The sequence below is a fragment of the Pseudomonas sp. HN11 genome, assembly GCF_021390155.1.
Lineage (GTDB): Bacteria > Pseudomonadota > Gammaproteobacteria > Pseudomonadales > Pseudomonadaceae > Aquipseudomonas.
Genome location: NZ_CP089985.1, coordinates 5,507,912 through 5,521,690, shown reverse-complemented (window position 1 = coordinate 5,521,690; position 13,779 = coordinate 5,507,912). Strand labels below are relative to the sequence as shown.

The following is a 13,779-nucleotide window of genomic DNA, read 5'->3' as shown; positions in this document are numbered from 1 at the left end:
ACTTTTATGCGCAGACTCCGACTCAGGGAGCATGGGGCGGCGGCTTGATGGCCGTGGTGATTGCTTATCCGAGGGCGGTCTATGACAATTGCTAATCAGTCTTTAGTTATTCCTTGGCAGGGTATTTATGAACCGCAGCCTGATAGACGCGCGGTAGGCATTAGTTCGGGGCGCGTCAAACGTGAAGTCCAGTTGTCTGGTCCTGACGACGCTCGCATCGCTGCGGACAATGCCATCGCTAGCGCCTACAAAAAGTTGCTGGCAGAGGACGGTTACAATTTTTCAACGCGGGCACCCACTATTCCGGTGCCTGCGCACTCGACGCTGGGGCGTTGGCACTCTGAGTTGGACAATGCATTCAAGGCTCCGCTGTTTTTGGAATGGGCTCGAAAAAATAATGTAGATACCCACAACTTGATCTTGGTGCCCTCCCGTGGAGAGATTGTGGGAATTGTCCAGGGTCGGCCGAAAACTTTTACGCTATTGGATGACTCGGGCTGGTCTGATATTTCCCGCACGCTATTGTCGATTGGCAAACGGTTCGCGCCTGAGCCTGGCCAGGAAGTGCAGACGGCATATGCGCAAGGCGAGCTACCGATGAACCTGGTGGCGCAGTTTTACGGTGAAGTGGTATCTCCCACTTCCGAGCAAGTAAACGCCCGTCTTAAACAGTTCGAAGAAGCTCCGGGCCTCAAGCTGCCTGATCGTTATATAACCACGCACTCGGATGCTGCGTTGTCAGAGCAACAGCAAGCGCTGGGGGATGAGGTTAACCGTCACGCATTGATCTCAGCACTGGGGGCCCAGGTTGATGATGCCTGCGGGAGCATTGATCTGGAGACGGTCCTCATACCGATTGACCCTCGCTCCTCCCTGTTTGCCCGTGATAAGCGCAGGTTCATAAAAGTGGCCGAAGTCATAAGGCTGGAAGGAAACAAGGTCCCTGTGAACGCCAAGCAGGCCCTCGACTACGCACAGGTGTTGTCCTTTGACTTGGCTCACCGAGCTCCCAGTGTGGAGAGCGGTGGTGCGAGACCGGTGGGTCAATGGCTCGGAGCCAGTTCTCTGCGAAAAATGAGCAAACTGGTAGAGGCGTGGAAGGCACAAGGCGGCCCACAGCCACCTTCGTCTGCGCCCGGGCCACAAGTGAACAGCCTATTGAACCGCTTGATCAGCCTTCTTCCTGAAACGACAAAGAGCCAGATCGCCGCTAACCCTTCCTTGGCAATGGACCAGCTTATCCGTTCGCCAAAGGCCTTGGAGTTGGGCCAGCAAATACAGGAAAAGGTTAAGTTAATTGAGACGCCAACCAGTGCTATTGAAAGTGTCAGTGCCGCGCTGGTGCACGAGCTTGATCCGAATCCGGCCAAATCGGCGTTCAATGTGGCGGGATATAACCTCTACAGCGCTGACAATGCGGGTTTTTCACCTGCCGATATTGTCAGGCGCTTCATCGCTCACCTTGAACCCAAGGTAGGCGCTAACGCAGCACCATTGGCTGCACGGCTACTCCTGTCGGTCACGGCCCCCGAACTGCTGGTTAAAGACATACCTCCCAACCTTGTCTTTGGCTCCCATACCTGGACGAATTTTGCCATTGAGGTTGCTCGTATAGAGCACCAGGTTCCGGGCGCCTCAATGAACATGACGTTCAGCCAAGTCATGGCTTTCGGTGACGCTCCCCCGATCTCGCTTGAGGGTGAAGATCAACTGCGCGAGGCTGCACGTGATCCGATTATTGCCTGGGGAATCGCCAATGGTGTGATCAGCAGCAAGCCGAATAATGACTATACGAGCGAGGAAATCCTCGCTTCACAAGAGTCTTTGAACAAGCAGCAAAGCGAACTCAAGTGGGCAAAATCTGCGCTCAATACGCCTCCTGTTACTCGCAGAGAGCTGGCGCTGGCCGAGTTGAAGCGGGTGTTACCCGATGTGGACCCGACACTGGAGGTTTTGCAAGCGCCGTGGGTAAAGCACAAGCCAGTCTCATTGCTTGATATTTACATGACCGGCCCGATCAAGCCGGATAACTGGGAGTCGATGGACAAGAAAAAATTCCCCTATGAGGCAATAAAATCACGTTTATCCGCGCTTGATCCTGATATCAAAAAAACATTTTCCGAGAAGTTTGAAGAGTATAAAAAGGTTCAGAAAAGCGCGTGGACTATTCAGTTCAAATATCAGCTTTCTCTGCTGCCGTTGGCTGACAGGGAGCGTTTCAGGAACTCGGATGTCACTTTTTATGAAGTGTCCCGTCCATATACCAAGACAGGGCCGTGTACCTCGGGGTTTTTCACGCGCAAGGTGTGTCTGCCTGGCGAGCCCACCCCGGCAGAGCTGAAGGAATTAAGGGGGGGCCGCGGAATATTCATGACGGCGGTGGGGCCTTTGGGTGAGGTGTATGCTTATAGCTATTTCCCGGGCGAGGGTAAGTTTGTAAAAGAGGATGGTTACCCTGGCCGTAACATTAAGCTCGACGACCGTTCCTATTTTGGCGAAGATTCCGACGGTTATATTCCAGGTCAGTCACACTTGTACACTCAGTATGAGTTGACTAATACTGATCGAGATCCACCAGGGTCATTGGATAAACCTGAGAGTGCGTATTTCTCTAAAAGAAATGGCGGGCTCGGCGGTACTGTAAGTGAGTTTTTTACAAAAGAATATGACGATATAAAGTCTGTGGCTGCTTGTGTCACGGAGCTAGAAAGAGGAAAAGCCTGCGATGCAAAACTAAAAAGTTTTTTACTCAGTCTCGTTCCATTTTATGACGCGATCCAAGATACCAGAGACGGCAACGTCGGAGGTGCTATATTTAATTTTGGCTTCGATATATTGGGCTTTATTATTCCGGGGGCGAGTGCGGCGCGTAAAGCCCTAAAAGGAAGAAAGGGCTTTTTCAACCTCATCAAAAGTACCGTTGTAGCGAGCGTAGGCGGGGGGACAGGTTTTAAAGACACGGTCGATATTACTAAAAATCTGAATAAAGGCGCGGGCGCCGCTTTCAAGGATACCAAGTATTTGGCAGACCAAGGAAAGACACTGTTGTCTCGACTGTCAGGTAATTACGGGTATTACGATATCAATAAGGTTTACCGGGATGGCGATATCGTCAAAGGCTTCTTTCTCTCTGCGGAGGATAACTTTTGGCGCCCTGCTGTTGCCATCTTAAAGAAGGGGGGGTGGTATGCTTATAATATTTTAACGAAGACTCCATATGGTCTTCAAGCGGCGCAGTTTGGTGTTGTGAGTGAGCTGGGAAATTAATTTGATTTTATGTTGGAACGGTTTCGGGTGTGGGATCACTTATTGTGTGAGCGTCATGGATGACTAACGAATATCCTTTCATCATTAGGTGATTTTCATGAGGCATTCGAATTCTATTTCCCTGTTATTACTTGCCAAGAAGAAACCGTTAGTTGCTGGTAGTCCTGGCAAGTCCACAAAGTCGTATCATCGGGTTAAAATGTCGAAAATCGGGGACCTGTTTTCCGGACGAATAAGACCTGGCTCTGCCGACAGTTTCCAATGTGCAGGGGGGAGCACGCGTGCCCTGCCAAACTCGAGCGGTTCCTCAAGAGGTGGCGGGAGCGTACCTGATAAGAGTTTCGATCAAAAGTTCGTTGACTCAAAAGCCAAGGGATTCGACTCCCAGGGCCATACCACTGGCGTACGGTCGCCGGGTGACGATCCGAGTACCAGCAGTAATCGCTCCCCGGAGCTGGACCAATATCGAACCGAGCAACAAAAAAAGTGGCAACTTGAGCAAGATAACAAAACCCGGGATAAGTTGTTCGGCCAGAAGTCTTCAGGCGAGGTTGGTGGTGAGGGCGTCAAGGAATTCTCTTCGGAAAAGCTCTCGCAGGAAGCTGCATCTGCGTCATCAGCAAAGGCCAAGGTAGATAAGGCCGCGCCGGCCAGAAACACCAGCCTGCTGCGCACCGCAGCGATCGCTATGCCCTTTTCAGCCTTGGGGTTGGTGATTGCGGGAACAGTCAACGCTTTTACCAAGACATTGATTGATCCTGCACAGCCCACAGGCCTAAGCGCAAAGGATCTGAGGGACACTCAGATAGTCCAGCAGAGTCAGAACGATGTATTCGTAGCGGCCAACGCTTTAAATGATCTCAATGGCCATGCGCACGTCGCGCCAGATTTGAAATGGGCGATGCAATCCAACGACGAGCGCATGGATACCCTCGAGGAAATGGTTGATATCGTAGAAAAGCAACTGGGAGCCAAAGCCAAAGAGTTGGGTATTCCGTTCACGCTCGCGTCCACCGGGGCTTCGGCGGACGATGTCCCAAACCGTGCGTTGTCGATCAACTCCAGGCTTGCGGTGATTACCGGACTCTTGCGTAGCATCGCTTCTGAGCTGAACGCCTCAGTCCCCTAAGCTTGTACTAGGCCGGGTCACACGTGGTGTGTCCCGGTGGTTTAAGTACGGTGCATGAAATGCAAGAAAACCTCGGTGTCTCAGGACGTTTCCTGAATAAGAGAGGGCGGATACATCGGTGCGTTTTACTTATTGCTTTACCAGTCCTGGTTTTTTTCTGACAGAGCGGGGCAGCTACATCCCAAGCTAAAGAGTGCGACTTTTCTCACCATACGCTAACCTGCCTCGATGTTTTACGAGGTCGACCATGCACATTCATATTCTCGGTATTTGCGGCACATTCATGGGCTCGATGGCGGTTCTGGCCAAAGAACTGGGCCACCACGTCACGGGCTCCGATGCCAACGTCTACCCGCCCATGAGCACGCAACTCGAGGCCCAGGGTATCGAGTTGACCCAAGGCTACGACCCGGCGCAATTCGATCCGGCCCCCGATCTGGTCGTGATCGGCAACGCCATGTCGCGTGGCAACCCGGCGGTCGAGTATGTCCTCAATAAAGGTTTGCCTTATGTGTCTGGCCCGCAATGGCTGGCCGACCATGTGTTGCAAGGCCGTTGGGTGCTCGCGGTCGCCGGCACTCACGGCAAGACCACCACCAGCAGCATGCTCGCCTGGGTGCTGGAGCACGCAGGCATGAGTCCGGGCTTCCTTATCGGTGGTGTACCGCAGAACTTCTCCGTGTCGGCCCGATTGGGCGATACGCCGTTCTTCGTAATCGAGGCCGATGAATACGACAGCGCCTTCTTCGACAAGCGTTCCAAGTTCGTTCACTACCGCCCGCGCACGGCGATCCTGAACAACCTGGAGTTCGATCACGCCGACATCTTCCCCGATCTGCCGGCCATCGAGCGTCAGTTCCATCATCTGGTACGCACCATTCCGAGCGAAGGCCTGGTGATCTGCCCGACCACCGAGCCGGCCTTGCGGCGCGTGATCGATATGGGCTGCTGGACGCCGGTGCAAACCACCGGCGCGGGCGGGCAGTGGCAGGTCAAGTTGCTCAGCGAAGACGGTTCCCGCTTTGAAGTGCTGTTCGAAGGCGAAGCCCAAGGCATTGTCGAGTGGGACATGACCGGCCAGCACAACGTCGCCAACGCCTTGGTTACATTGGCTGCCGCGCGGCATGTGGGCGTGGTGCCCTCCATGGGGATTACCGCGTTGAATGCTTTCAAAAGCGTGAAGCGCCGTATGGAAAAAGTCGCCGACGTGAATGGGATTACCATCTACGACGACTTTGCCCACCACCCGACGGCCATTGCTACCACGCTGGATGGCCTGCGCAAGCGCGTCGGCGATGCGCCGATCATTGCGATTGTCGAGCCACGCTCCAACTCCATGAAGCTCGGTGCCCACCGCGACGGCCTGCCGGAAAGCGTCAACGACGCCGACCAAGTAGTCTGGTACGCACCGGCCAACCTCGGCTGGGACCTGCCGGGCATCGCAGCGCTGTGCACCGTGCCATCAACGGTGTGCGATTCCATTGACGGCATCATCGAACACGTCAAACACCAGGCCAAACCCGGTACTCACGTGGTGGTCATGAGCAACGGCGGCTTTGGCGGCCTGCACGGCAAACTGGCCGAGGCGCTGAAATGAGTGGCCCGGAACGCGTTACCCTGGCGATGACCGGTGCCTCCGGTGCGCCTTATGGTTTGCGCCTGCTCGATTGCCTGGTGCGTGAAGACCGCGAGGTGCACTTCCTGATCTCCAAGGCTGCGCAATTGGTGATGGCTACCGAGACCGATGTGGCGCTGCCGCCCAAGGTGCAAACGATGCAGGCTTTCCTCACCGAATACACGGGTGCGGCGGCGGGGCAGATCAAGGTCTACGGCAAAGAGGATTGGATGTCGCCCATGGCGTCTGGCTCCGGTGCGCCGGCAGCGATGGTGGTGGTGCCGTGTTCCACCGGGACTTTGTCGGCGATTGCCACCGGTGCCTGCAACAACCTGATCGAGCGTGCGGCGGACGTGACGCTGAAGGAGCGTCGCCAGTTGATCCTGGTGCCGCGTGAAGCGCCGTATTCGAGCATTCACCTGGAACACATGCTCAAGCTGTCGAACATGGGCGTGACGATTCTGCCGGCCTCGCCGGGTTTCTATCACCAGCCGCAGACCATCGATGACCTGGTGGACTTTGTGGTGGCGCGCATTCTCAACCTGCTGAACATCCCTCAGGACATGCTGCCGCGTTGGGGCGAGCATCATCTGAGCAGTGATGAATAAGGCGCTGTTGATCCTGCTGGTGCTGCAACTGACGGGCTGCGCCACCGCGCGCACGTTGGATGCGGCGCAACCTGGCGCGCCGGTGGTGTATGCCGGCACGCGGTTGGATCTGTATGCGATGAATGGCGGTTGCTGCGCCAAGGACAGGTTTGGTGCCGAGGCGCCGGCCTATCCTGGGGTGGACCTGCCGGCGAGTGCGTTGCTCGACACGCTGTTGTTGCCGCTGTCGGTGTTGACGGTACTCGGCGTCGGCTTCAACGCAACAGGCGGCCTCTGACTTAGTCTTGAAGGCAACACAAAACCAATGTGGGAACGGGCGTTAAATCGGGTTATTTGCCTAGTTTACGCAACTCATCCGACTCCACCACTCGCACCCCATCCTGCTCTTCCAGCGCCAGGCGCCACATGGCACGCGCCAGTTCGCACACTTCAATGCCGTGGTATTTCCCCGGAATCAGTCGCGACAATGGTCCGGCCAGTTGTTCGGCCAGGCGTGGTTTCAGCCTTTCTCCCAGCAGCAACGACGGCCGCACGATGGTCAGTTGTGGCCAGTCCTGGGCTTTCAGCGCTTCTTCCATTTCCCCTTTGACACGGTTGTAGAAAATCGAGGATTTCGGGTCGGCGCCAATCGCGCTGATCACGATCAGGTGGCGTGCCCCCATTTCCCGCGCGCGTTTTGCGAAGGCCACGACCATATCCAGATCGACGGCGCGAAAAGCCGCTTCTGAGCCCGCCTGCTTGATGGTGGTACCCAGGCAGCAGAAGGCCAGATCCACCCGGCCACTCAGTTGCGGCAGGAACACCGCCGGGTCGCCCACCGGGTTTTCCAGGTGCGGGTGTTCGGCCAATGGTTTACGACTGGGTGCGAGCACTCGGGTGACGGTGGGTTCGTTGAGCAGACGATCGAGCAGGTGTTCGCCGGTGAGGCCGGAGGCTCCGGCGAGCAATATATGCTGAGGCGTCAGGTACATGGTGTTTCCCCCTTGTTACACGTTACAGCTTAGTTGCCTTTGGCTTCCTTGCTATTCATTGAGACGCTTTCGAGCGCCTTTCGTGCCTGCTGTTTGCGTAATAATTGCCAATGGGCGATTACGCCCTTGGGAGCCCAGAGCTGCGGTTCAGAGGCTTCGAAGTTGTCCGCCTGTTCGCGTTCGGCCACGTGCAATTGCGCCAGCTTGAAGGCTTGCTGCAAGTCGTCGGTCTGGTTGAAGGCTTGGGCGAAGAGGGCGTCGCCGAAGTAGGTGAAGTCGGCTTCTTCGGAGCAACCGAAGGACACGCGATCAGCACGGGAGGCGGTCATGATCAGGGTACGATCATCCTTCAAGGCCGGGATGAAACCACCGGAGTAGCAGGCGGAAATCACTACGATTTTGTCGCGGTTCTTCAGTGGTGCGAGTACGGCAGCGAGCTCATCGGCGGGCAGGTCAGCCAGCTCCATGCGCGGTTGGTCCAGCACCAGTTCGTGTTCGTGGGTGCCGTGGCTGGTCATGTAGATAAACACCAGGTCTTCCGGCCCGGTGCGGTCGGCCAGGGTTTGCACGGCGCGGCGCAGGCTTTCGCGAGTGGCCAACGGGCGGTCGGCAATGTGGTCGCGGTGGTTGACCAGGCGAATCTGCCCACGAGCACCGAAACGGGTGGCGAGCATGTTGCTGACGTAATCGGCTTCGCGCAGGAACACGCTCTGCTTGCCGTCACCGGCCACGGCCAGGGTGTACAGCTCCACGGCAGGTGTGGAGGCGGGCACAGCGGCGAGGGCGGCGTCGAGCAGGCGGCCTTGGGCCAATACGCCGATTTCCAGCGGGTCGGGCAACAGTTTGCCGTCGGCGTCCCGCACGCGCATGCCGTTGACCCAGGTGCCGGCCTGTACGGTGCCGTCGGTGAGGACCAGGGTGCCTTTGCCTTGATAGCTGTCGCTGTCGAAGCCGCCGATATAGAAGCTGCCGTCGGTGAGGTTCAGGCGACCGTCACCGCTGAAGCGCCAATCGCTGAAGTGACCGACATAGTGGCTGCCGTCCACGCCGATCAACTCGCCCTTGCCGCTGAGCGCGCCTTCCTTGAACTGGCCGATCCACACATCGCCGTCGGCGTTCTCGTAGCGGCCCTTGCCGTTGAGTTGGTTCTGCTTGAACTGGCCGACATAGATGTCGCCGTCGGCACTGTTGAACGTGCCATTGCCTTCCAACTGGCCATCGACAAAATGGCCGCTGAACTGGTTGCCACTGTCGTCGTTGCGCTGGCCTTCGCCATTTGGCTTGCCGTGGGCGAACTGGCCCTGGTATTGGCTGCCGTCGGCCAGCTCCAGGCGACCAAGGCCGGAATACTGGTCGTCCTTGAATTCGCCGCGATAGGTCATCTGCCCCTCTTTGAGGGTGCCTTCGCCGTTGCGTCGCCCATTCTTGAAGCCGCCCACATAGTGGCTGCCCGCCGTGGTCAGGCTGCCCTGGCCGTCGAACAGTCCCTTCTGGAACTGGCCTTTATAGACTTCGCCGTTGCTGCCATGCCACTCGCCCTGGCCGTGCCACTGGCCTTTGTCGAATTGGCCGGCGTACCAGCTACCGTTGGGGTAGTCCACACGGCCCTGGCCTTGCAGCAAGCCATCGACCACGTCGCCCCGGTAGCGGCCGCCGTCGGGCAGGCGCGCATCGGGCGGCAACAGCGATTCGCCGTCTCCGCAAGCGGTGAGCAACAGGGCAAGGGCGAGGGGAGCGAGTGGGCGCATAGCGGGATCCGGATAATTGAGCGCCGAGTATGCCGCAGCTGCGAGTTTCATACATAAATTTACATAGCCTGTGGTGAGTTTCAGTGCCTCACCACAGGGACGGGCTTACACGAAGTAGAGCGACAACGACTCAGCGATGTAAGCCGGCTTTTCCTGGCCTTCGATTTCCAGGGTGGCGGTGGCTTTGAGCAGCCATTGGCCGGGTTTTTTCTCGGTCACGTCATTGAGTGTCACGTTCAGGCGCACCTTGGAATTGACCTTCACCGGCTGGATGAAGCGCACGCTGTCCAGGCCATAGTTGACGGCCATCTTCAAGCCCTCGGGCACGATCAGCAGGTCTTCCATCAGCTTGGGCATCAGCGACAGCGACAGGAAACCGTGGGCGATGGTGCTGCCAAACGGGGTTTGCGCGGCCTTGACCGGGTCGACGTGGATGAACTGATGATCGCCCGTGGCCTCGGCGAACAGGTTGATACGCGCCTGGTCGATGGTGAGCCATTCGGAACGTCCCAGTTCCTTGCCGACATAGTCTTTGAGCTGCGCTACGGGTACATAGGGCATTGCGTCTCTCCTTGGTTCATCGGTTCTATATTTTTCATGGATTACAGAGAACCAATGTAGATCATCACGGCCAATCAGCCCGGTCAACCCACCATGCTTTTGGCGAATGCCGATGCATAGGGTGGGCATGCTTATAATGCGGGCGAGTTTTGAGGGAGAAGAGCGGATGCTGTTACGTGGCCTGACTTGGCTGGTGCTGTTTCAACTGATCGGCACGGCGATTAATCATTTGCTGTTGCCGGTATTGCCGGGGCCGATCATCGGCCTGCTTTTGATGCTTGGCTTTCTGATCTGGAAGGGCGAAGTCGGCGAGCCCCTGAGCCTGGCCGCCAGCAGCTTGTTGCGTTACCTGCCGTTGCTGCTGGTGCCGCCGGCGGTGGGGGTGATGGTGTATGCCAAGGACATCGCCGCGGATTTCTGGGCCATCGTCGGTGCGCTGGTGCTGTCGCTGGTGATTGCCATGGGCTTCGTCGGCGTGCTGATGCAGCAGATGGTCAAGCGCAAGGAGAAGGATCAATGATCTTCGACTGGCAGGGCGCGTGGACGGCAGTCATTCATCACCCGTTGTTCGGCATCGGCATCACCCTTGGCGCTTATCAGCTGGTGCTGGCAGGGTTCGAGAAAACCCGCTGGATCTTCCTGCAACCGGTGCTGGTGTCCATGCTGCTGGTGATCGGCGTCCTGATTACCTGTGGCCTGAGCTACGCCGAGTACCGCAAAAGCACTGAGATCATGGGGATCCTGCTGGGCCCGGCTACCGTGGCCCTGGCCGTGCCGCTTTATCTGAACCTGCGGCGCATTCGTCAATTGTTCTGGCCGATTTTTACTACGCTGGTGGTAGGCGGGGTGTTGGCTACCGGTTTGTGCGTGCTGTTGGGCTGGTGGTTTGGCGCTGAGCACATGATGTTGATGACCATGGCACCCAAGTCGGTGACCTCGCCGATCGCCATGCTGGTGGCCGAGCAGATCGGCGGCGTGGCAGCGTTGGCGGCGGTGTTTGTGCTGATCACCGGGGTGGTGGGTGCGATGATCGGTCCGACGTATCTGTCACGCTTGGGGGTGCACAGCCCAGAGGCACGCGGCATGGCCCTGGGCATGACCGCCCACGCCGTCGGCACCTCGGTGGCCCTGCAGGAAAGTGAAGAATGCGGCGCCTTTGCAGCGCTGGCGATGAGTTTGATGGGCGTGGCTACGGCGGTGTTCCTGCCGCTGGCTGTGTCGGTGATCGTTTAAACCGGGTTTAAGGAAACCTTTATGAGTCTGGCGCTGTTCCCGCTCAATACCGTGCTGTTCCCTGGCTGCACCCTTGACCTGCAACTGTTCGAGGCGCGCTACCTGGACATGGTCGCGCGTTGCATGAAAAAGGGCGAAAGCTTCGGCGTGGTGTGCATTCTTGACGGCCAGGAGGTGGGCACGGCACCGGACGGCTACGCGTTGATCGGCTGTGAAGCGCTGATCCGTGACTTCAAGCAACAAGACAATGGCTTGTTGGGGATTCGTGTCGAAGGCGGTCGCCGCTTCCGAGTACGGGACGCCGACGTGCAGAAAGACCAATTGCTGGTGGCCGACGTGCAGTGGCTCGAAGAGTTGCCGGACCAGCCGTTGGAAGAAGAGGACGCCGACCTGCTGGCGCTGCTCCAGGCATTGGCCGAGCACCCGATGGTGGCGTCGTTGGACATGGATGCCCACGCCGAGGGCCAGCAAGCCTTGAGCAATCAGCTGGCGTATCTGCTGCCTTTCACCGAAGCCGACAAGATCGACCTGCTGCAACTCGATGACCCGCAGCAGCGCCTGGATGCGATCCAGATGCTGCTCGACGAGTTGCAGGGCGAACTGTTCACTTAATAGGCATAGCGCAGCAGCGCGTGGGGCGTGCCGGTGAGGGCGATGAAACTCAGTACCGCGAACAATGCCGGCAGCAACAGCCACCAGGTTTTTTGCGACATGGCTGGCAACGGGCTTCTATATTCGCTGACGCCCAGGCTGAGCGCACACACCGTCATCGCCAATAGCGTGCCCGCGAGGATATCCGTAGGCCAATGAGCGCCGAGGTAAACCCGCGACAGCGCGATGAACGCGGCTGGAATACAACCCATCAACATCCAGGTCAGGCGCAACCGTACGGGTTGCCCGCGACCGGCCAGGATCGCCAAGGCCAGGAAAAACGCGAATGCACCGGACGCATGGCCGCTGGGCATGCTGAAACTGGTCAATGGGTCTGTGAGAATTTCCGGGCGGCCACGGGCGAAAAACAGCTTGGTCCCGGTGTTGATCACCGCAGCCCCGGCCAGCGTCGCGCCGACAAACACTGCATGGCGCCACTGCCGCGCCAGTAGCAGCAGGCCAGTGAACACGGCGCTGGCGACGAACATCTTCTTGAACTCACCCAGTTGGGTGATGCGCACCATCACTTCGTCCAGCCAGGGGCTGCGATGCTCCTGTACCAGCGCGCTCAGGCCGTGGTCGAAGTTGTCCAGCGAGTGATAGCCAATAAACAGCGCGATCAATAGCACCAGACTCGCACAACCAATCCACAAGGTGGCGCGACGATGGCCGCGCAGGCTGCTGTTCAGGCTCAGCCCGATCACTACCGCAAGGCATCCGGCAACCACTGCCGCCTCGCTCCAGAACCCTTCGGGCAGCGGCAGGCGGAAAGCGGCGCCGGTCGCCCAACCGGGCAGCAGATACGCCACCGACCAGCCCGCCGCCGCGACGATGCTGACAATCGCAAAGCGTGGGAAGGGCATGTCGCACATCCCGGCCACCATCGGCAGCATGGGGCGCAGCGGGCCGATGAAGCGGCCGACCAGCAGGCTGGCGATGCCGTACTTGTGGAAGTAGGTTTCTGCGCCGTTCATCCATTCAGGGTGGTGACGCAGGCCGGGCAAGCGCCGGATATTCTGGTGGAAATGTCGGCCCAGGAAGTAGGAAACCCCGTCACCCAATAAACCGCCCAGGAACCCCAGCAGCAGCGTTTCACTCAGGGACAGCGCGCCGCTGCCGGCGAGGGCGGCAATGGCAAACAACAACACTGTGCCCGGCACGATCAACCCGGCGATGGCCAGGCATTCCACGCAGGCGACGATAAACACCGCCACCGCCAGCCATTCCGGGTTCAAGGTCAACCAGCCGGTAATGATATCGAGCCATTGGCCCATACAATCCACTCCATGCTCAAATCAGAAAATAATCGCGGCCTTCGACCTGGCCCCGGCGCAGCGGGTTCCGCGTGCAATAAGGCGCATACCCAGCATCGACGAAGCGGTACATCAGGTGTTCATCACGGCCGCTGGGGATACCCAGGCGCGTGGTCTGGATGATCTGGGTCGGGGTCTGGCCCACGTCTTCAACGTAGAGCAATTCGCGATCGAAACGCTTGGCGTCCCACATCGGCACCTTCAGGCCCAAGGCTTTGCACAGCAGGGTCTGGCCGGCGCAGAGTTTCTGTGAGGCGCGCGGGCTACCGTCGGCATTCGGGTTGTTCAGCAGCATCTGCGCCAGGCTGGCCGGGCCGGACAATTCATCGACCCACGGATAGGCCGATTTGATCAACACGGCATTGCCCGGCCCATGGGCGCTGAAGTTCAGGGAATCACCACCACGGGCGTAGTACATGTAGATATGGCCACCATCCAGAAACAAAGCCTTACGCTTTTCTGTGTAGCCCAATGAAGCGTGGCTACCTTTTTCGGCCACGTAATAGGCTTCGGTTTCAATAATTCGCGCCGAAAGCCAGATTTTTCCCACTCGATGACGTATGACTTTTCCGAGCAAATCTTGCGCGAGCGCTTGTGCGTCACGGTCGAAAAAGCTATCGGGCAGGGGGCTTGCGGGGAGTTGCGGCGGTGAACTGGGCATGGTGGTCAGGGTAAATACGGCT

The 13,779-nt window shown here is 58.0% G+C and carries 13 protein-coding genes; 8 read left to right on the top strand and 5 right to left on the bottom strand.

The window, feature by feature from the left end; translation table 11 throughout:
• Positions 1–81: 81 nt before the first annotated feature.
• The 5 genes from LVW35_RS25260 to LVW35_RS25240 all read left to right on the top strand — a co-directional run bounded on the left by LVW35_RS25260 (position 82) and on the right by LVW35_RS25240 (position 6,896).
• Complete coding sequence (locus LVW35_RS25260) at positions 82–3,267, top strand: hypothetical protein (RefSeq protein WP_233892506.1); 3,186 nt, start codon at positions 82–84, stop codon at positions 3,265–3,267.
• A 97-nt stretch (positions 3,268–3,364) separates the two neighbouring features.
• A complete protein-coding gene (locus LVW35_RS25255; protein ID WP_233892505.1) occupies positions 3,365–4,396 on the top strand; it encodes a hypothetical protein in 1,032 nt (343 codons plus the stop codon).
• A gap of 247 nt (positions 4,397–4,643) precedes the next feature.
• The gene (mpl, locus tag LVW35_RS25250; protein WP_233892503.1) at positions 4,644–5,993 is read left to right on the top strand and encodes a UDP-N-acetylmuramate:L-alanyl-gamma-D-glutamyl-meso-diaminopimelate ligase; all 1,350 of its coding nucleotides are present in this window, start codon (positions 4,644–4,646) and stop codon (positions 5,991–5,993) included.
• Entirely contained in the window at positions 5,990–6,619 is a 630-nt protein-coding gene (ubiX, locus tag LVW35_RS25245) for a flavin prenyltransferase UbiX (protein ID WP_233892502.1), read from the top strand. Before mpl ends, ubiX begins: the two co-directional genes overlap by 4 nt.
• Positions 6,612–6,896 (top strand): YceK/YidQ family lipoprotein, encoded by a 285-nt coding sequence (locus LVW35_RS25240; protein WP_233892500.1) that lies wholly within the window; start codon positions 6,612–6,614, stop codon positions 6,894–6,896. Before ubiX ends, LVW35_RS25240 begins: the two co-directional genes overlap by 8 nt.
• 52 nt (positions 6,897–6,948) lie before the next feature.
• Here LVW35_RS25240 and LVW35_RS25235 read toward each other — a convergent pair whose 3' ends face one another.
• The 3 genes from LVW35_RS25235 to LVW35_RS25225 form a co-directional block, all read right to left on the bottom strand.
• Entirely contained in the window at positions 6,949–7,590 is a 642-nt protein-coding gene (locus tag LVW35_RS25235) for an oxidoreductase (protein ID WP_233892499.1), read from the bottom strand.
• Between the two features lie 29 nt (positions 7,591–7,619).
• On the bottom strand, positions 7,620–9,338 hold the full coding sequence (locus LVW35_RS25230) for a C13 family peptidase (RefSeq protein ID WP_233892498.1): 1,719 nt from the start codon (positions 9,336–9,338) through the stop codon (positions 7,620–7,622).
• Positions 9,339–9,443: 105 nt separating this feature from the next.
• A complete protein-coding gene (locus tag LVW35_RS25225; RefSeq protein ID WP_010206803.1) occupies positions 9,444–9,899 on the bottom strand; it encodes a MaoC family dehydratase in 456 nt (151 codons plus the stop codon).
• Between the two features lie 166 nt (positions 9,900–10,065).
• On the opposite strand from LVW35_RS25225, the gene LVW35_RS25220 reads away from it, so the two are divergent.
• The 3 genes from LVW35_RS25220 to LVW35_RS25210 are packed head-to-tail and all read left to right on the top strand — an operon-like array spanning position 10,066 to position 11,744.
• Complete coding sequence (locus LVW35_RS25220; RefSeq protein WP_016978575.1) at positions 10,066–10,419, top strand: CidA/LrgA family protein; 354 nt, start codon at positions 10,066–10,068, stop codon at positions 10,417–10,419.
• The gene (locus LVW35_RS25215; RefSeq protein WP_233892497.1) at positions 10,416–11,132 is read left to right on the top strand and encodes an LrgB family protein; all 717 of its coding nucleotides are present in this window, start codon (positions 10,416–10,418) and stop codon (positions 11,130–11,132) included. Before LVW35_RS25220 ends, LVW35_RS25215 begins: the two co-directional genes overlap by 4 nt.
• A gap of 21 nt (positions 11,133–11,153) precedes the next feature.
• On the top strand, positions 11,154–11,744 hold the full coding sequence (locus tag LVW35_RS25210; protein ID WP_233892496.1) for an LON peptidase substrate-binding domain-containing protein: 591 nt from the start codon (positions 11,154–11,156) through the stop codon (positions 11,742–11,744).
• Here LVW35_RS25210 and LVW35_RS25205 read toward each other — a convergent pair.
• The gene (locus LVW35_RS25205; RefSeq protein ID WP_233892495.1) at positions 11,741–13,057 is read right to left on the bottom strand and encodes a bifunctional DedA family/phosphatase PAP2 family protein; all 1,317 of its coding nucleotides are present in this window, start codon (positions 13,055–13,057) and stop codon (positions 11,741–11,743) included. The two genes, LVW35_RS25210 and LVW35_RS25205, sit on opposite strands and share 4 nt — an antisense overlap.
• Before the next feature lie 16 nt (positions 13,058–13,073).
• Positions 13,074–13,757, bottom strand: a complete 684-nt coding sequence (locus tag LVW35_RS25200; protein ID WP_233896549.1) for a DNA-3-methyladenine glycosylase — start codon at positions 13,755–13,757, stop codon at positions 13,074–13,076.
• Positions 13,758–13,779: the final 22 nt, after the last annotated feature.

Excerpts from the sequence above, each read along its gene's own strand:
- LVW35_RS25205 (WP_233892495.1), bottom strand. The coding sequence starts at position 13,057 with ATGGGCCAATGGCTCGATATCATTACCGGCTGGTTGACCTTGAACCCG.
- LVW35_RS25210 (WP_233892496.1), top strand. The coding sequence starts at position 11,154 with ATGAGTCTGGCGCTGTTCCCGCTCAATACCGTGCTGTTCCCTGGCTGC.
- LVW35_RS25240 (WP_233892500.1), top strand. The coding sequence starts at position 6,612 with ATGAATAAGGCGCTGTTGATCCTGCTGGTGCTGCAACTGACGGGCTGC.
- LVW35_RS25200 (WP_233896549.1), bottom strand. The coding sequence starts at position 13,757 with ATGCCCAGTTCACCGCCGCAACTCCCCGCAAGCCCCCTGCCCGATAGC.
- LVW35_RS25235 (WP_233892499.1), bottom strand. The coding sequence starts at position 7,590 with ATGTACCTGACGCCTCAGCATATATTGCTCGCCGGAGCCTCCGGCCTC.
- ubiX (WP_233892502.1), top strand. The coding sequence starts at position 5,990 with ATGAGTGGCCCGGAACGCGTTACCCTGGCGATGACCGGTGCCTCCGGT.
- LVW35_RS25230 (WP_233892498.1), bottom strand. The coding sequence starts at position 9,338 with ATGCGCCCACTCGCTCCCCTCGCCCTTGCCCTGTTGCTCACCGCTTGC.
- LVW35_RS25225 (WP_010206803.1), bottom strand. The coding sequence starts at position 9,899 with ATGCCCTATGTACCCGTAGCGCAGCTCAAAGACTATGTCGGCAAGGAA.
- mpl (WP_233892503.1), top strand. The coding sequence starts at position 4,644 with ATGCACATTCATATTCTCGGTATTTGCGGCACATTCATGGGCTCGATG.
- LVW35_RS25220 (WP_016978575.1), top strand. The coding sequence starts at position 10,066 with ATGCTGTTACGTGGCCTGACTTGGCTGGTGCTGTTTCAACTGATCGGC.
- LVW35_RS25215 (WP_233892497.1), top strand. The coding sequence starts at position 10,416 with ATGATCTTCGACTGGCAGGGCGCGTGGACGGCAGTCATTCATCACCCG.
- LVW35_RS25255 (WP_233892505.1), top strand. The coding sequence starts at position 3,365 with ATGAGGCATTCGAATTCTATTTCCCTGTTATTACTTGCCAAGAAGAAA.
- LVW35_RS25260 (WP_233892506.1), top strand. The coding sequence starts at position 82 with ATGACAATTGCTAATCAGTCTTTAGTTATTCCTTGGCAGGGTATTTAT.